Origin of the sequence: Amycolatopsis sp. FU40 (genome assembly GCF_021903635.1) — a bacterium.
Classification (GTDB): domain Bacteria; phylum Actinomycetota; class Actinomycetes; order Mycobacteriales; family Pseudonocardiaceae; genus Amycolatopsis; species Amycolatopsis dendrobii.
The window spans coordinates 107,276-124,790 of record NZ_CP091381.1; the positions used below are offsets into that span (position 1 = coordinate 107,276).

Below are 17,515 nucleotides of genomic sequence, written 5' to 3' on the forward strand. Positions count from 1 at the left end.
CTGTGCGGATCGGCGAATTAGCCCGGAAGACCGGGGTCAGCGCCCGCTCGCTGCGGTACTACGAACAGCAGGGCCTGGTGCGCAGCACGCGGTCCGCGGGCGGGCAGCGGCAGTACCTGGCGACCGAGGTCGAGCGGGTCGAACTCGTCCGCCGGTTGTTCGGCGCGGGCTTGCCCAGCAAGGTGATCGCCCGGCTGCTGCCCTGTGTGCACAGCGACGACGCGGCCGTCATCGAAGACGCTTTCACCACCATGGTGGGGGAGCGGGACCGGCTGACCGCCGACATCGCCCGGCTCGCCGATGCCCGCGACGCACTGGACGTGCTGATCGAGGCGAACACCCGATACCGGCAGGGCGAAGACGTCTCGTGCTAGATGCTGATGACTAGCTTGCCCGACGCGTGCCGGGACTCGACGAGCGCCAACGCTTCCTGCGCCCGCGCGAGCGGATAAGTCCCGGTGATGTGCGGATCGAGCCGCCCCTGGGCCATCAACTCGGCGACCCGCTCCAAGCTCGTCCGGTCGAGGCGACGACGGACGAACTCGCCGCCGAGTTCGGTCACCGACGGATCCCCGGCGGCGACAAGCTTCTTCCCCAACGACGCGACGTCGCGCAAAGACTGACCGCCGACGGTGTCGACCACGGCGTCGAAACTGCCCACGACGCTGCCTGCCGTGTAGTCGACGAACGCCGCGCCGTACTTCGTCGCGAGTTCCCGCTTGGCCGCGCTGCCCGTACCGGTCACGACGAGCCCCCGGTCCCGCGCGAGCTGGGCCACCGCGATGCCGACCCCGCCGCCGATTCCGTTCACCAGCAGCGACGCGCCCTTCGGCAGGTCGAGCTGGTCGAGCACGTCCAGCGCCGTGGTGCCCGCGACGGGGATGGTCGCCGCCCAGGTCCACGGCAGGGAATCCGGAATGCGCGCGGTGGATTCGCCGAGCAGCAGGGTCGTTTCCGCGTACGTGCCCGCCCCGGTCAACGCGAACCCGGTGACCCGGTCGCCGACTTCCAGCCCGGTCGCGTCCTCGCCCACGGCGAGCACCGTCCCCGCCGCCTCCATCCCGATGACCTGGGGAAACGGCAGATGCCCGTTCAAATCGGGGACATGGCCGGACCGCAGCAGATGATCGAGCGGATTCACCCCCGCGGCCGCGACCCGGACCAGAACCTCAGCGGGACCGGGTGCCGGGTCCGGCCGGTCGTAGTACTCCTGGACGTCGGCCGCGCCGAACGCCCGGTATCCCAAGACAGTGCTCATTCGCTTGTCCCTCCTTCACCGTCCAGCGCCGGCGGCCGGCTCGAGGACAGTTCGACGCTATTCGCTGACATTGATGTCAAGTTCCAGTTGTTGTGACCCGGTCAACTCGGTCCACCGAGGCCAGTTCATTTGGGTGAGTGGCCGTTTCCACCCTGGGCACTGAGGTCCCGGCATTTCACGCCGGCCGACGAATCCAGTGTGGGAACGGCTCATTCATCGGGCACGTCTTGATCTCCAGGCGCGCCTGCCCCGGTGCCCCTAAGCACGCTGCCGCCCGCGGTGCGGTGGTCGCTCGCTTCTGGCCCGGCACGCCGGTGCACGGTTTTCGTTCTCTCGATCCAGGACGCATGAGAAGCTGAATCGTCGGAGGGGGCTCCAGGTGGACGATGACGTGCAGATCACGAACCAGGTCCTGGGCTCGGTCACGGGCAACGTCGTGCAGGTAGGCCACGCCGATTCAGTCAGCTATGCCGGGACCCCGCCCGCCCGTTCCCGGTACCTGGAATGGGTGCGGCAGATCGCGCCGATGAACCTCATCGGCCGGGAGCCGGAACTGGCTGAGCTGGCACGATTCTGCACCGTTCCCGAGGGGCCGGACTATGTGTGGTTTCGGGCCGAACCCTGGACCGGGAAATCGGCGCTGATGTCGACTTTCGTGCTGAACCCGCCTGCCGGGGTGCGAATCGTCTCGTTCTTTGTCACCGCTCGCTCGGTCGGAGACGACACGGCGGACGCGTTCCTCGACGTCGTACAGGAGCAACTAGCGGAAATCCTGGGCGTGGCAAAAGACCCGGCGGTACGGAACCTGCCGGCCGTATTCAAAGACGCGGCCGCGCACTGCCGAACCCGCGACGAGCGGCTCGTGGTGGTGGTCGACGGGTTGGATGAAGATCGCAGCGCGGCCGGGCGCAGCATCGCTGCGCTGCTCCCGGTGCCGTGCCACGGCCTGCGGGTCATCGTTGCGAGCCGATTGAACCCGGATGTCCCGAGCGATGTCGGGGCGGACCACCCGCTGCGCGACCCGGGGATCGGGCGGCTCCTCGCCCCGTCGGCAGCTGCCCGCGCAGCTCGCGCGGACATGGAGCGCGAACTGGACGATTTGCTCGCCGGGGAAGCCGTATTGCTGGGCCTGTTGGTGGCGGCGCGCGGCGGTCTTTCCTGCCGGGACTTGGCGGAGCTGACCGGACAACCTGTGAGAGCCGTCGGGAGGGCGCTCAACAGCGTGGCGAGCCGCTCGTTTTCTCGCCGCCCTGCGCAGTGGCGCTCAGCTGAAGCTCCTGACATCTATGTGCTGGGCCACGAGAACCTGCAGCGTGAAGCAGAAGAAGAGCTTGGGCAGGAGATGCTCGCGCGGCATCGATCAACCATAAATGCCTGGGCGCGTCGTTACCGCGACGCCGGCTGGCCGGCCGACACTCCGCAGTTCCTGCTGCGCGGTTATTTCCGGCTGGTGCAGGAATCCGGAGACTCTGCCGCGCTGGCGGACTTGGCCGCCGAACCCGGCAGGCACACGCGGCTGCTGGAAGTGTCAGGCAATGATCTGGCGGCGTTGGCGGAGCTGGACCAAGCCCGGGCGGGGCTTCTTGAAGGAGATGCCCCTGAGCTAGTCCGCCTGATCGCAATCGATTTCCACCGAGAGGACCTGCACGACCGGAACCTCCGGACGCCGAGTTGGCTGCCAGCTGTGTGGGCCGAGAGCGGTCGGCCTGAGCCTGCCGTCGCACTGGTCAAAGCGATGACTGATCCTGTGCTGCGCGATGGCGCGCTGATCGAGCTGACCGGAGCGCTCGCCCGCACCGGCCAGGTGGGACTGGCCCAGCAATTGGCGAACGACGGTTTGTCGTCGAGCCAGCTCGACAAGGACGAACTTCAGGTAGCGATCCCGATCGCACTCGCGCGGGCGCGACAGCCTGCGGCGGCGTCCGCAGCGGTGGCACAAATGGCCGGGCTTAGTCCCGACCTGCGCAGCCAAGCGGAGGCTTACCTGGCACTGGCTGGCTCTGAACCGGATCACGACCGCGCGGGGCGTCTCGCCCTGTCGATCGCGGACGACGCTCTTCGCAACCGGACGTTGTCTGGGCTGGGCCGGATGGTTGTCGCGACAGATCCGGAGGCAGCCGAGCGCTTCCACGCCGCGATCGACTCGGCACGGCAGTCGTCGGAGCCCCTGCTCGGAGACCTGATTGAGACCTACTACTGGTGCGGCCGTTCCATCCGGGCCCGTGAGCTGGCGGAGAGATTTGGTCTAGGCGTGCTCATCGAGAGCTTGGAGCAAGCATCTTGGCTGCGCGCGTCCGACGACCCGCTCGAGGAAGTCGCGGATGTGGCCGAAGCCGGCGGCTCGAGAGAACAGAACGAGCGGCTGCTGGAGGTGGTCGACGCATTGATCGCCACCAGCCGGTTGTCCGGGATCCCGGCCGTGCTCGGAGCGATGTCCTCTGCCTGGAAGCTGGAAGCCACTATGCGCTACGTCAGGGCGCTGGCGGAGCAAGGCGACGCGGCTAACGCATTCGCGTGGGCGACCCGGCCTGGGCCGGAGTCGGAGGCGGGAAGCTATCAAGCGGTCTTGCACAATCTCGGCGGACTGGCCCGCGGTGCGTTGCGTGCGGGCGATCTGCCCAGCGCTCGGCTGGCCGCGGCCCAGGCCGAGGAACTGGCCCGGCGGCCTGTGCCTGGGAAACGTCTGCTGAACGGGATCAAAGCTCTGATCGGCGCGGTCGTGGCTACGCGAGACATCCGCAGGGCGGAGGTGCTCGCGCCGCTGGTGCAGCTGGCGAGATTCGACGGCCCGGAGCTGGCCGCTTTCCTGGACTTCGTGGCGGCCGAGTGTGACTGCACGGTCGCGAGGAAACTGATCGTCGGGCTGGGGAGAGCGGACAAAGCGCGGACTCCGTTGCTGGTGCTCGCCAGGCGCCTCCGCAGAGCGGGCGACACCGACGCGCTCGCCGGACTCGCTGCGGATGTCCGTGCCTGGATCGATTCGTTCCGGAAGCGGGCGGAGCAAGATCCGAGCGCGTGCGTGGCGATGATGTGTGCGGTGGGGCAGCCCCAGGAGATCTCCGAAACGTTTGTCTGGTGCAGACAGGAGAAGGAGTTCGAACCCACCGGGATGCTCGACGGTGTGGCTGAGCTTGCTATGCGCGGCGAAGACAATCTTGCCCTTCAGCTCTGCGAGTTGGTGCCCCAGGACCAGCGTGAGGACGTGCTCGCCAGGGCCGTCGAAGAACTGGCCGCGGGAGAGTGGGTGGACCTGGCCGAGAGCATCGCCGATCGGCCGGACCGGTACAGCCGGCACGACTCAAGGAGTCCTTTTCAAGCGTTTCTGCGGGGCGTCGCCACCCATGACCTCCCGCGGGCCCTGGCGAAAGCGGAATTGCTTCGCAGGCCAGCAGATCGGGCCGCCGTCCTCGTCGAGCTGGCGCGCCACGCCAATCCTGCTGAACGACGGCGTATCCTCGCCAAGGCGGTCAGCCTCGACCACTGGTCGGTCGTCGTGCCCGCACTCGACGCGGACGATCTTGCCGGTGTAGTGGCGATGGCCGACCGATTCGGCGCTCTCTACCGGGAAGACGCCCCGGACGCGTGACCCTCGCCGCCCACCGGCCCGGTCACAGCGGGCAGACCCTATCCTGAGACGCGTGAACTGGACAGTCGACGTTCCCGTAGACACTCTTCCCGAGCTGCCGCCGTTGCCTCCTGAGCTGCGGGACCGCCTCGACACCGCCTTGTCGCTGCCCGCCGCGCAGCAGCCGGAGTGGCCGGACGCCGCGCTCGCCAAGCGGGTGCGGGGCGTGCTGGAGAGCGTGCCGCCGATCACCGTGCCCGCCGAGATCGACCGGTTGAAGAGCCGGCTCGCCATGGTGGCCCGCGGAGAAGCCTTCCTGCTGCAGGGCGGCGACTGCGCGGAGACGTTCGAGTCCAACACCGAACCGCACATCCGGGCGAATCTGCGCACGCTGCTGCAGATGGCCGTCGTGCTCACCTACGGGGCCAGCCTGCCGGTGGTGAAGGTCGGCCGGATCGCGGGCCAGTACGCGAAACCGCGCTCGTCCGGCACCGACGCGCTCGGGCTGCCGGTCTACCGCGGCGACATCATCAACTCGCTCGTCGCCAAGCCGGAGCTGCGGGTGCCGGACCCGGGCCGGATGATCCGCGCCTACGCGAACGCGGGCGCGGCGATGAACCTGGTCCGCGCGCTCACCGGGGCCGGCATGGCCGACCTGCACCAGGTGCACGACTGGAACAAGGACTTCGTGTCCTCGTCGCCCGCGGGGGAGCGGTACGAGGCGCTCGCCGCCGAGATCGACCGCGGCCTGCGGTTCATGAACGCCTGCGGCGTCACCGACACCTCCCTGCAGTACACCGAGATCTTCGCCAGCCACGAGGCGCTGCTGCTCGACTACGAGCGGGCGATGCTGCGGCTGGACCAGGCCGACGCGGCGAACCCGAAGCTGTACAACCTGTCCTCGCACTTCCTGTGGATCGGCGAGCGCACCCGGCAGCTCGACGGCGCGCACATCGCGTTCGCCGAACTGCTGTCGAACCCGATCGGGCTCAAGATCGGCCCGACGACCACGCCCGAGCAGGCACTGGAGTACGTCGAGCGGCTCGACCCGCGCAACGAACCGGGCAGGCTCACGCTGATCTCCCGGATGGGCAACGGCAAGGTCCGCGAGGTGCTGCCCGCGATCGTGGAGAAGGTCGAATCGTCCGGGCACAAGGTCATCTGGCAGTGCGACCCGATGCACGGCAACACGCACGAATCGTCCACCGGCTACAAGACCCGGCACTTCGACCGCATCGTCGACGAGGTCCAGGGCTTCTTCGAGGTGCACCGCAAGCTCGGCACCTATCCCGGCGGCATCCACGTCGAGCTGACCGGCGAGGACGTCACCGAATGCCTCGGCGGGGCACAGGAAATCTCCGACGTCGACCTCTCCGGCCGCTACGAGACCGCCTGCGACCCCCGGCTCAACACCCAGCAGTCGCTGGAGCTGGCCTTCCTGGTCGCGGAGATGCTGCGCGGCTGACCTTCCGACCGAGAGTGCTGATCCCGGTTGGAGCGGACACCGGGCTGGTTTCCCAGTAGCGGGTGGGGGGCTCTCGCCCCCCCCGGTCGCAGGGACCGGCACGCGATGCCTTCGCGGGGACGGCGCCGCGCGGCCCATCGGCCCAGCCGGTGCTCCACATCCTCTGGCCAGCACCGCCGCACCCGGCACTGCTGAGAAACCCCAATGTGGCATTGGGTGCGTCAGATGCACCCAATGTGGCGTTCGGTGCGTTGAGCGCACCCAATGCCGCATTGGGGCGCTAGACCGCGCACAACCCGAAGCCGCGGCGTACCGCTCACGAGGCGTCGAGCAGTTCCGCCGCCGATTTGGCCACCGCGTCGCGCAGGGAGCCAAGATCCGCCACCGCGTCCGCGTTCGCCTGCAGTCCGATGTGGACACTGTCGCGATAGGGCGCCACCGCGATGCCCACCGCCTGATGCGGAGCCAGCGGCACGAACGGATAGACCTCCGTCAGGGGCGCACCGTCGAGCGCGTGCCGGGCGGGCGGCACCGGCACGGTCGTCACCACCAGATCGAACAGCAGCGGCGCGGCCAGCCCCGCGGTTCGCGTCCCGAGCCGGTGCAGTGCCGCGGGCATCCGGTCGGCCAGCAGCGGAAACGCCCCGGCTCCGCGTGAAGGGCCGGCGGCTTTGTTGCGCGTCATCGCGGCGCGCACCTCGGTCAGCCGCCGCACCGGATCGTCCATTCCGATCGGCAGATCGCACAAATAGCCGGAAAGCTTGTTCCCGCCCCATTGCCCGGCCGCTCTCCCGCGCACACTCACGGGAATCAGCGCGCGCAGCGACCGTCCCGTCGCGCGAATGCCGCGGTTGATAAGCCATTCGCGCAAGGCGCCGGAAAGCACCGCGAGCACCACGTCGTTCGTGGTCCCGCCGTGCGTTCGCCGGATCCGGCGAAGATCGGCCGACGCCAGCCGGGCGAAACCGAGGCGCCGTTCGGCGGTGGCGGGTGCGGCCAGCGGCAGGCACGGCGGACGCGCCGCCCGGACCACAGACGACGCGATTCCCGCTGTCTCCAACGTATCCCGCACCGCGCTCATCGGCGAACGCGGCTGTGGAATCGCCGGCGCGGGCTCGGGGATCGGCAATCCGTCTAGGAGTCCTACCGTCACGGCGTACGCGCCCGCTCCGTCGGTCAGCGCGTGGTGGAGTTTGAGCAGCACCGCGAAGCTTCCGTCCGGAAAACCTGTCACCACAGTGAGTTCCCACAACGGACGGTGCGGGTCAAGAGGTTCGGCGATCCACCTCGCCGCGAACTCCGGCAGCGGGTCCGGGTCGTACAGCGCGGTCAGCCGGTGGTGGCGAATGTGTTTCACTGCCCGGAAATCCGGGTCGTCCACCCAGGTCGCGGACCCGGGCGGGAACAGTCCCGCGCGGATTTTCCGGCGCAGCGGCGGAATATTCGCCGCCCGGCGCGCGAGCAGCGCGGTCAGCCGGTCCGGATCCACCGGTCCGTCCGGCGCGAAAACCAGGGCCGCGCCCATCTGCATCGGCGCGGTTTCCCTGGAGAGGCAAAGAAAAGCGACATCGAGCGAGCTGAGCGGGGCAGGTGCCATGGTCCACCTTCCAACGTCCGGCGTCGGGTGCGAATGTCGAGGGCGAATGTCACGACACTACTCGGGTATGACCGGCGGACGGCCGTTATGTTTCCAGGACGCTAATTCCCCGGGATTTCACTCGCCCGTGGCGCGCCGAGGCTGCCGCTGCGGCAGTCCTGGTCCGGCGGCCGGACCCGGACCGGCGGCGGCGTCGTTCACCTCGGCGGCGATCTGGCGCATCGCGACGCCGTTGCCCGGCCGCTTCGGCAGCCCCGGCCACAGCTCGCCGGCTTCAAGCGCGGCAGCGCGCAGCCGGCCGCCGTCGAGTTTGGTGTGCGTTTCGGCGATCTCGCGGTCGAGCCACTGCACGATCACCTTCAGCGGACCGGCGCTGGGCAGCGGCCACACGAACACCGGATGCTCGTAGCGGAACTCCGAGCCGCTGCCTTCCTCGACGCGCAGCACCGGCTCGTGCGGTTCGCCCGCGCTCGGCACCGAAACGGTTTCGGAACTGGCCCGGCCGCCGTCCGGGAACAGCACGCCGACCAGCAGCGAGTTGTAGTCCGGGATGCGCCGGTGGCCGATCAGCGGCGCGCCGTCCATGCGGTCGCGCGAATACACCGCGATCCGCAGCGTCATCGCCTCCGGCCACACCTCGACCGCGCGCAGCGCCACGATGGTGCGCTCGGACCGGCCCAGCGGCGTCGCCCACGGCACCAGCGCGGGCACGATGTGGTCGGCGGGCGGGCCGGTCCACGGACGGCCCTCGTAGCCGAACAGCTCCCGTTCCCGGACCGGGAACAGGGGTCGCTCGCGAGGACCGTCCGTGAAGAAGCTCATCAGTCCTCGCGAGGGGCGAGGCCGCCGTCGGAACCGGACTGCTTGGGGCCCATGGCGTCCATCAGCTGGCGGGCGAGGCCGAGGCCCGTGCCGCCGAGGGAGAGCGCCTTGGTGAACATGTCCGACATCCCGTCCGCGCCGTTCAGGACCACCATGTGGTCGACATTGCCGAAGGCCTGTGCGCCGGCTTCGACGATTTCCGGCCAGCGCTCGGCCAGCTGTTGTGCTACCACAGCCTCCTGGTTCTCCGCCAGTGCGGCCGCGCGCGCCTTGATCGACTCGGCCTCGGCGAGTCCCTTCGCTTTCGCCGCCTCGGCTTCGGCCAGACCTTTGGCTTTCGCCGCTTCGGCGTCCGCGAGCCCCTTCGCCTTGGCCGCCGCCGCTTCGGCCTCGCCAGTGGCTTTCGTCGCACTCGCGCTGGCTTCCGCGCGTGCCTTCGTGGCCTGCGCTTCGGCGTCCGCCGCGGTCTTGACCCGGGTCGCGTCCGCGCCCGCCCGCAGTTCGGTTTCCTTCGCCTGTGCCTGCGCGCGGGCGATTTGCGCGTCGCGTTCCGCGTCGGCGGTGGTGCGCGTTTCGTACGCCTTCGCGTCGGCCGGTTTGCGGACCTGCGACTGCAGCCGCTGCTCGGACAGTGCCGCCTCGAGTTCGGCGGCCCTGGTCTCCTGGACCACGACCTCCTGGCGCGCGGTCGCCTCGGCCAGCGGACCGGACTGGCTCGCCTTCGCCTTGGCCTGGTCCACCTCGGCCTGGTACCCGGCCTGCTGGATCTGGCTTTCCCGGATCGCGCCCGCCTTGCGCGCGGCGGCGACCTGCTCGGCCTCGGTGGCCTCCTGGTCGCGCTGGGCCTCGGCGATCCGCGCGGCGGCGGCGATCGCGGCCGCGTGCGGTTTGCCGAGGTTGACGATGTAGCCGGACTCGTCGTCGATCTCCTGGATCTGCAGCGAGTCCACGATCAGCCCGAGCTTGATCATCTCGGTGGCCGACGACTGGCGGACCTCGCCGGTCAGCGCGTCGCGGTTGTGGATCATCTCCTCGATGGTCAGCCCGCCCACGATCGACCGCAGGTGGCCGGAGAACAGCTCGTGGATGGTGTCGTTCATGCCCTTCTGCTGGTCGAGGAACCGGCGGGCGGCGTTCGCGATCGAGGCGAAATCGTCGCCGACCTTGTAGATCACGACCGCGCGCACGGTGACCGGCAGACCCTGTTTCGTCACGCACGAGACCTGCAGGTTCACCCCTCGGGTGTCCAGCGACAGCCTGCGCGCGGTCTGGAAGCCCGGCAGCACGTTCACGCCGCGGCCGGTGACGATCTTGAACCCGAGGCTGTCGGCGGTCTCGGTGCGCTCGACCCGGACGCCCCAGCCGGAGATGATGAGCGCCTCGTTCGGCTCCGCGACCTTGTACAGGATCCGCAGGAGCCCGAACAGCAGGATCACGGCCACGACCGCGATCACCACGATGACCCAGATTTCCATAGCCCTCGCCGCACTTTCCGTATTCAGCTGGCACGGCGCTGAGGCGCCGTCAGCACTGCGACGCGGTCAAGCGCGCAACGGTTGCCACCTTTCCACGTAGACCGTGCGCGGAGGCTCGAAATCGACCACCAGAACGGGTGTACCGACGGGGAAACTGGTGTCCGGGTCGGCGGGATAGGCGTAGAAGGCCTCGGTGCCGCCGCGGACGCTGAGCAGCACCTCGCCGATCAGCCCCGGCCCGACGGTGCCGGTCACCCGGCCGCGGCTGCCGATCATCCGCCGAACCCCCGGATCTTGACCTTGGTGCCCTTGGGCACGAACGAGCCGGGGGCCGGGTCCTGCTCCAGCACGAAGCTGAAGCCGCCGCCGTGCCCGTGGCCGTTGCCGTCGCCGCCCTTGCGGTCGACGTCGAGCCCGGCTTGTTTGAGCAGGTCCGCGGCCTGGTCGAACGGGCGGTACCGGACGTCCGGGACCTGCACCGCGTTCGAGACGTAGACCTTGACCTTCTTGGTCCCCGGCGAACCCGCGCCCGGGTCGGTGCGGGTGACCGCCCCCGCGGGCACGGTCTGCGAGAACTCCTCGCCGCCGTCCTGCGGCTGGAATCCGGCCTGCTTGAGGATCTGGAACGCCTCGTCCTTCGACCGCCCGGTGACGTCCGGGACCGGCGGAAGCGGTTCCGGCCCCTTGGACAGCACCAGCGTGACCTGGCCGCCGACGTCCACCGGCGTGCCCGCCGCCGGGCTCACGCTCACGACGGTGCCTTGCGGCGCGGTGTCGCTGTATTCCGGCGTGCCCTGGACGACCGTGAGCTTCTGCTCCTGGATCGCCTTCGCCGCCGTGTCGAGCGCGGTGCCGACCTGGATGTTCGGCACCTTCGGCTTGCCCTTCGACACCACGACGGACACGGTGGCGTCCTGGTCGAGCGTGGTGCCAGGGGCCGGATCCACCTTGATGACCTTGTTGGCCTCGACCGTGTTGTCGAACTCCTGGCTGTAGCGCGGGTTCAGCTTCGCCGCGCGCAACTGGTCGCCCGCTTCGGCCTGGGTCAGCCCGGCGAGCTTCGGCACCGTCGTGGTCGTGACCTTGGAATCGCTGAGGATGAACGCGAACGCGCCGATCAGCCCGCCGAGGACCAGGACCCCGGCGACCGCGAGCGCGATCAGTTTGCGCTTGTCCCGCGGCTTTCGCGGCTCGTCCGGCGCGGCGGCGGGCGCGGCGCGCGGCGGTGCCGGAGGGGGCGGCGACGCGGGCACGGCGCGGGTCATGGCGCGCGTGCCGCGAGGTCCGGAGACCGGCATGGTCTGCTGGCCCAGCGGGACGTTCTGCTGGACGGCCGGGATGTTCGGGAGGGTGCGTTCGACGTCCGACACCCGGTCGCCGTCGGGCGGCGGAGGCACCGGCACCGCGACCGGCTGCAGCCCCAGTTCGGCGCGCGCGGCCTGCAGCTGGGCCAGGAACTCGCCTCCGTCGGCCGGGCGCTGCTCCGGATCGCGGCGGGTGGCGCGCAGGATCAGGTCGTCGAGCACCGGCGGCAGGTCCGGCCGCAGCTCGCTCGGCCGGGGGACGTCGTCGTTCACGTGCCGGTAGGCGACCGAGATCGCGGTGTCGCCGGTGTAGGGCAGCCGGCCGGTGAGCATCTCGTACAGCAGGATGCCCGCCGAATAGACGTCGCTGCGGGCCGTGGTGTCGCCGGTGGCGACCTGTTCGGGGGCCAGGTAGCCGACGGTGCCGAGAATGACGCTGGAGCTGGTGGTGCCCGCGCTGGCCACCGCGCGGACCAGGCCGAAGTCGCCGACCTTGACCACGCCGCCCGCCAGCTGCCCGCTGCGGCCGATCAGCACGTTCTCGGGCTTGACGTCGCGGTGCACCAGCCCGGCGGCGTGCGCGGCGGCCAGCGCGGCCAGCACCGGCTCCGCGACGCTCAGCGCGAGCGAGACGTCCAGCTGGCCCTGTTCGTCCAGCAGATCGCGCAGCGTGCCGCCGTTGACCAGCTCCATCACCAGGAAGGCGAGGCCGGAGTCCTGGCCCGCCGGGGTGTCGAAGCCCTGGTCGTGCACGGCTACCACGTTCGGGTGGTGCAACTGGGCGGCCGAACGCGCTTCGCGCACGAACCGGTCGACGAACGACCGGTCGTCGGCGAACCGGGGATCCATGATCTTGATCGCCACCGCCCGGTCGAGACGGGTGTCGAGGCCCCGGTAGACGGCCGACATCCCGCCCCTGGCCAGCAGCTGGTCAACGCGGTACCGGCGTTCGAGCAGGGTGCCGACGAGGCTGGGCTGGGTGCGCGTCACGGTGGGCAATCGTACGGAAGGCCGCGCGTGCCGGGGCGGGTCACCCGTGCGTAGCAGTGGTCCGGACGGGGGAATGTGGCACAGTGTCACGTGTGAGTGGGATTCCTGTCGCCGACGACATCCTCGACGCCGCGGTCGCGGTCAAGCCGTTGCCGGAGGTGGCGGCCGCATTGGGCGTGTCGGCCAACAAGGTGCGCCAGATGCTGCGGGACGGCGAATTGATCGCTGTCCGGCGCAAGGGCGAACTCTGCGTGCCCGGCGATTTCTTCGTGAAGGACGGCGTCGTCAAGGGACTGGGCGGCACCATCACCGTGCTCGCCGACTCCGGGTTCAGCCGCACCGAGATGCTGCGCTGGCTCTTCACCGCCGACGACACGCTGCCGGGCAGCACGCCGATCAACGCGCTGCGCACCAGCCACGGCACCGAGGTGAAGCGGCGCGCGCAGGCGATGGCGTTCTAGCTCCTTCCCGCATTGCTCGCCGGCGGGCTGACAACAATTGCCCGTCCGGACAGAAACCGCGTTTTCCGTTGACGCGGTCAATTCGCTCGGTCCATCGTCGTGAACCGTCCTGAAAATCCTGCTCGGCCGCATGCTGGAGAGGAGCATCGGGCATGGGAGGACGGGTTTCCGGAAGACGCCGCGCGCTCGTGTCGGCCGTCCTGGTGCTGGGCGGTTCCGCTTTGCTGCCACCGCCTGCGGTCGCCGAGACCGTGCCCTTCGCAGCGGCGCCGCGAGCGCGGGAAGTGACGCTGGTGACGGGGGACCGGGTCACGGTTTTCCCGGGACCGAATGGCGCTACGAATTACGCCCTTTCGTCGCCGCCGCGCACCGCTTTTCAGTCGTATCAAGCCGACGGCGGCGACCGTTACGTCATTCCGAGCGACGCCGTTCCGTTTCTCGGAAAGCTGGACAAAGCACTGTTCGACGTCACCGCGCTGGCGCGGACGCAGCCCGGGAACACGCCGCTGGAGGTCACCTTCCCGGCCGGCGCGGCCCCGGCGGCGCTGCCCGGCATCACGCTCACCTCGTCCGCTGGGAACACCGCGACCGGGTACCTCGCTTCCGCCGCCGAATTCACCGCTGACCTGCACCGACGCCTCGCGGACGACGCGTCCGCCGGACGTCCGGCCGGCAGCAGCGCGCTGCCCGCGACGATCCGGCTGGCCGGTGCGCCCCGCGAACAGCAGCCGCGCTACCCGATGAAGATCCTCGAACTCCGCCTCGCCGATCTGCGGGGCCGCTCGGTCAACGGCATCGTCTCGCTGATCAACACCGATTCCTCGGCCAAGCTGCTGCGGCACGTCGACGTCGACGGCGTCACCCGGATCGCGGTTCCCGAGGGGCGCTACGCCGCGTCCGCGACCTTCTCCGACTTCGACAGCACGGGAAGCGTGGTCGCCACGCGGACGTCGTGGCTCGAGGGCTTCGTCGTCGGCGATTCGCCGGACGTGCAGACCCTGACCGTCGAGGAGAAGTACGCGACCGCCGAGGTCAAGGTGGCCGCGCCGAAGTCGACGACGCAGGACTTGCTCACCGCCAATTTCTTCCGCGAGGACTCCACCGGCCGCGGATTCGCCATCGGCATCGCGGGCAGCAGGACCAAACAGTACGTGCGGCCGGTGGCGAAGCCGGATCAGGGCCTGTTGCACTACGTCGTGCAATGGGGCGGCAAAGCGCCCAAGCCCGAAGACCGGTACCGCGTCGATCTTTCCTTCGCCACCGAAGGCATCTCCGAGAATCAGTCGTTTTCCACTGAGGACAGCGAACTCGCGACGGTCCGCGACCGGATGTACGCCGATCCCGCGGACAAGATGCCGGTCGCGATCGACAGCGGCCCGGTCGACCCGGTGATCCAGCGGCACGGCCTCGGCGCGAGCGGCTTCTTCGTCCCCGCTCCCGGGGTGCTGACCGACTACCTCGGCACCTCGCACACCAAGGAATGGGTGCAGTACGAACAAAAAGGCTCTTCGTATCAGCTGATGACCGCCGATCCGCACCCTTATCGGCCGGGCAGCACCACGACCGTCGACTGGTCCCGCGGCCCGCTGTCCGCCGGTCTCGGCCAGTGGCGGCGGGACCGGCAGTGCGAGGCCTGCTACTCCGGCGGCACCGTTTCGGTCGCCATCCCGGAATTGCGGGACAGCGTGCCGGACCACACCGCGATCCCGTTGTTCTACGCCCCGCGGCTGCATTTTACCTTGTACCGCGACGAGCAGCAGGTCTTCGATCAGGCCGGTGCCTACGGCGCGTCGGTCGAGGTGCCGAAGACGCGCGCGACCTTCCGCGGCGTACTGGACGTCGACCGGACCGCTGTCCCCGGCGTCAGCCAAGCCGGAAAGCTGCGCACCGAACTGACCCTGCAGTACGACCCGGCCGCGGGTGCCGCGTTGCCGAACCCGCATCGCTGCCGGGCCAGCGATCCGGCGCAGCCGTGCCGGATCCTCGGTGCGCTGACCGTCGACTACCGGCTGGCTTCCGATCTCTCCACGACGTCGTCCTCACCGGTACAGGTGCTCGAACTGCACGTCGGCCACGCGTCCTACAGCGGTGCCGGTTCGCATTCGCCGATCACCTCGGCGACGGTTTCGGTGTCCGTCGACAACGGGGCCACCTGGCAGCCCGCGCAGGTCTTCGGTCTCTTCGGCGAATACGCAGCGGTCTGGCGGAATCCGCCGGCCGGTACTTCGCCCTCGCTGAAGGTAACCGCGCGGGATCTCGCGGGCAACGCGATCACTCAAACGATCAGCAACGCCTACACCGTAGGGAAGGCCGAGCGATGAAACGCGTCCTGGCTGTGCTGGTTCTCCTCGGTGCGCTCGTCCCGTCCGTCGCGTCCGCCGCCCCACGGGACGTCTGCGGTCCCGCTGCTCCGGGGTTCGCCCGCTGCTATGCCAAAGTGGACAGTCGGTCTGCCTTGCGCGCCACCGGCTACAGCCCCGCTGACCTGCGTTCCGCCTACCGCCTTCCGGACACCGGCGGCGCTGCCGAAACGATCGCCATCGTCGACGCTGGCGACGCCCCGACCGCCGAAGCGGATCTGGCGGTATATCGACAAACCTACGGCCTCCCGCCCTGCACCACGGCGAATGGCTGCTTCCGCAAAGTCAACCAGAACGGGGATGCGACGCCACTCCCGCCGCGGCAAGGCGACTGGCCGGTGGAGACCGCGCTGGATCTCGACATGGCCTCCGCCGCCTGCTCCCAGTGCAAGATCCTGCTGGTAGAAGGCGATGACGCGTCGTTCGAAGCACTCGGCGCCTCCGTGGACACCGCCGTGAAACTCGGCGCGACGATCGTGTCGAACAGCTACGGCGCTCCGGAAAGCCACTGGTCGGCCGAGTTCGCCGCGCACTATCAGCACCCCGGCGTCGCAATCGTCGCGTCGAGCGGCGACGGCGGATTCGACGCACCCAGCGCGCCCGCGGTGTACGCGAGCGTCATCGCGGTCGGCGGCACGTCGCTGTCCAAAGCGGACAACGAACGCGGCTGGACCGAATCGGTGTGGACCGGCGCGTCGAGCGGATGTTCGGCCTGGGTGGCGAAACCGTCGTGGCAGAAGGATCCGAACTGTCCCGGCCGGACCGTCGCCGACGTCGCCGCGGTAGCCGATCCCGCCACTGGGCCCGCCGTTTACGAGACCACAGTCCTGTCCGGCTGGCGAGTAGTCGGCGGGACCAGCGCGTCGGCGCCGCTCATCGCGGGAGTCATCGCGCTGGCCGGACACCACGACCGGTATCCGGACGCTTCGCGGTTGTACTCGGGGCAGCTCAACGACGTCGTCAGCGGAAACAACGTCGGCTTCGAAGACTGCGGCGGCGACTACCTGTGCACTGGTGTGCCGGGCTACGACGGCCCGACCGGGAACGGAACTCCGGACGGACTGGCTGCTTTCTGACCGTCCACAACGGATGCGCGACCGCCGCGACCACCTGCGTCCCCGCCGCCGCGGCCAATCCGGCGGCGGGGGAGCAGGCGGCCAACGGCCCGGCCACCGCGTTCCCCAGCGCTATCCCGGCGATCTTGATGCTTGCCGCGGTGGTGAACACCTGCGCCCGCATTTCCGGCGGTGCCTCCCGATGCCGAACCGCGAACAACGACGCCAGTTGCGGTCCTTCGCCGACCCCCGTGAGCGCAACCGCCGCTACCAGCAGCGCTGCATTCGGTGCCACCGCCGCCCCGGCAAGCCCAATACCGATCGCGATGGTGCTCAACCGCACCGCGCGGTCCGGCGAATACGACCGTCGCGAAAGGACTGCGTTCGCCAGCAACGACGCGACTGACAACCCGACGAGCAACAACGTCCCGTACCCCGCGCTGCCCAGCCGCTGCGCGCCGACCAGCGGATAGCAGACGAACGCCATCCCGATCCCGACGCACGACAACGTCGAGGTCGCGGTGGACTGCCGCAGCGCGGGATTGCGCACGAGAACGGTCGCTGCTTCACGGAATCGCGGCCGCTGTTTTTCGGCACTCCGGGGAAGCCGCCATGCGAACGGCACCGCAACCAGCACGAACACGCCCGCGAGAACCACTGCTGCCGGAGCCCCCGCTGTCGTGGCGAGCACTCCCGCAAGTCCCGGTCCGACCAGAGCTGCCGCGGTGAACGTCATCGCGTCAAGCGTGCTCGCCTTGCCGAGCTTCGCTGCCGGTACGAGCGCGGGCACCTGCGCCGTCCACCCGCCGCCGATCGCTGGCGCCAGCAGCCCCGTCACCACCGCAATCGCTACTACCAGCGCAAACGGCACCGCCCCGAAAAGCACTGTGATGGCTGTCAGCCCCACTGCATACCCGACCAGCCCGACCGCGAGGATCCGGCCAGGCATGCGTGACCGGTCGAGCACCGCGCCCAGCAACGGCCCGCCCATCGCCGCCGCGACCGTGAGCCCGGCCAGCAACGCCGACCCCGCGACGGCCCCCGAAGCACCCACGCCCAGCAGCAGCACCGCCGGACCGGACAACTCGTCCCCAGTGCGCGCGGCAGTGGCCCCGGTGAGATACGCCGCGAACCTGTAACGGCTTGACATAGACAAGATGTTA

The 17,515-nt window shown here is 69.5% G+C and carries 13 protein-coding genes; 6 read left to right on the top strand and 7 right to left on the bottom strand.

Annotation, left to right across the window (positions count from 1 at the left end; translation table 11 throughout):
• The first annotated feature begins 2 nt into the window (after positions 1-2).
• Positions 3-374: a MerR family transcriptional regulator gene (locus tag L3Q65_RS01755; RefSeq protein WP_237598645.1), complete on the top strand. Its 372-nt coding sequence runs from the start codon at positions 3-5 to the stop codon at positions 372-374.
• Here the strand turns inward: L3Q65_RS01755 and L3Q65_RS01760 are convergent.
• On the bottom strand, positions 371-1,258 hold the full coding sequence (locus L3Q65_RS01760) for an NADP-dependent oxidoreductase (protein ID WP_237598646.1): 888 nt from the start codon (positions 1,256-1,258) through the stop codon (positions 371-373). The two genes, L3Q65_RS01755 and L3Q65_RS01760, sit on opposite strands and share 4 nt — an antisense overlap.
• A gap of 379 nt (positions 1,259-1,637) precedes the next feature.
• Here L3Q65_RS01760 and L3Q65_RS01765 point away from each other — a divergent pair, with 379 nt between their 5' ends.
• Both L3Q65_RS01765 and L3Q65_RS01770 read left to right on the top strand, forming a co-directional pair.
• The gene (locus L3Q65_RS01765) at positions 1,638-4,844 is read left to right on the top strand and encodes an ATP-binding protein (RefSeq protein WP_237598647.1); all 3,207 of its coding nucleotides are present in this window, start codon (positions 1,638-1,640) and stop codon (positions 4,842-4,844) included.
• A 52-nt stretch (positions 4,845-4,896) separates the two neighbouring features.
• The gene (locus L3Q65_RS01770; RefSeq protein WP_182890867.1) at positions 4,897-6,288 is read left to right on the top strand and encodes a class II 3-deoxy-7-phosphoheptulonate synthase; all 1,392 of its coding nucleotides are present in this window, start codon (positions 4,897-4,899) and stop codon (positions 6,286-6,288) included.
• Between the two features lie 316 nt (positions 6,289-6,604).
• On the opposite strand, the gene L3Q65_RS01775 is transcribed toward L3Q65_RS01770, so the two are convergent.
• The 5 genes from L3Q65_RS01775 to pknB form a co-directional block, all read right to left on the bottom strand.
• The gene (locus L3Q65_RS01775) at positions 6,605-7,819 is read right to left on the bottom strand and encodes a wax ester/triacylglycerol synthase domain-containing protein (protein WP_237601026.1); all 1,215 of its coding nucleotides are present in this window, start codon (positions 7,817-7,819) and stop codon (positions 6,605-6,607) included.
• A gap of 183 nt (positions 7,820-8,002) precedes the next feature.
• Positions 8,003-8,707, bottom strand: coding sequence for a hypothetical protein (locus tag L3Q65_RS01780; RefSeq protein WP_182890865.1), 705 nt, complete (start codon positions 8,705-8,707; stop codon positions 8,003-8,005).
• Complete coding sequence (locus tag L3Q65_RS01785) at positions 8,707-10,182, bottom strand: flotillin family protein (protein WP_182890864.1); 1,476 nt, start codon at positions 10,180-10,182, stop codon at positions 8,707-8,709. Before L3Q65_RS01785 ends, L3Q65_RS01780 begins: the two co-directional genes overlap by 1 nt.
• A 66-nt stretch (positions 10,183-10,248) precedes the next feature.
• A complete protein-coding gene (locus L3Q65_RS01790; protein ID WP_237598648.1) occupies positions 10,249-10,458 on the bottom strand; it encodes a hypothetical protein in 210 nt (69 codons plus the stop codon).
• Positions 10,455-12,476 carry a Stk1 family PASTA domain-containing Ser/Thr kinase gene (gene pknB / locus L3Q65_RS01795; RefSeq protein WP_237598649.1) on the bottom strand — a complete coding sequence of 674 codons (2,022 nt, stop codon included), beginning with the start codon at positions 12,474-12,476 and terminating at the stop codon, positions 10,455-10,457. The genes L3Q65_RS01790 and pknB overlap by 4 nt, the downstream gene beginning before the upstream one ends.
• A 92-nt stretch (positions 12,477-12,568) precedes the next feature.
• Here pknB and L3Q65_RS01800 point away from each other — a divergent pair, with 92 nt between their 5' ends.
• The 3 genes from L3Q65_RS01800 (at position 12,569) to L3Q65_RS01810 (ending at position 16,373) form a co-directional block, all read left to right on the top strand.
• Positions 12,569-12,937 (top strand): helix-turn-helix domain-containing protein, encoded by a 369-nt coding sequence (locus tag L3Q65_RS01800; protein WP_182890862.1) that lies wholly within the window; start codon positions 12,569-12,571, stop codon positions 12,935-12,937.
• A 152-nt stretch (positions 12,938-13,089) separates the two neighbouring features.
• Positions 13,090-15,258, top strand: a complete 2,169-nt coding sequence (locus L3Q65_RS01805) for a hypothetical protein (protein WP_237598650.1) — start codon at positions 13,090-13,092, stop codon at positions 15,256-15,258.
• Positions 15,255-16,373 carry a S8 family serine peptidase gene (locus L3Q65_RS01810; RefSeq protein WP_237598651.1) on the top strand — a complete coding sequence of 373 codons (1,119 nt, stop codon included), beginning with the start codon at positions 15,255-15,257 and terminating at the stop codon, positions 16,371-16,373. The genes L3Q65_RS01805 and L3Q65_RS01810 overlap by 4 nt, the downstream gene beginning before the upstream one ends.
• Here the strand turns inward: L3Q65_RS01810 and L3Q65_RS01815 are convergent.
• Positions 16,258-17,502, bottom strand: coding sequence for an MFS transporter (locus tag L3Q65_RS01815; protein WP_237598652.1), 1,245 nt, complete (start codon positions 17,500-17,502; stop codon positions 16,258-16,260). The genes L3Q65_RS01810 and L3Q65_RS01815 overlap by 116 nt on opposite strands.
• Between the last annotated feature and the right edge of the window lie 13 nt (positions 17,503-17,515).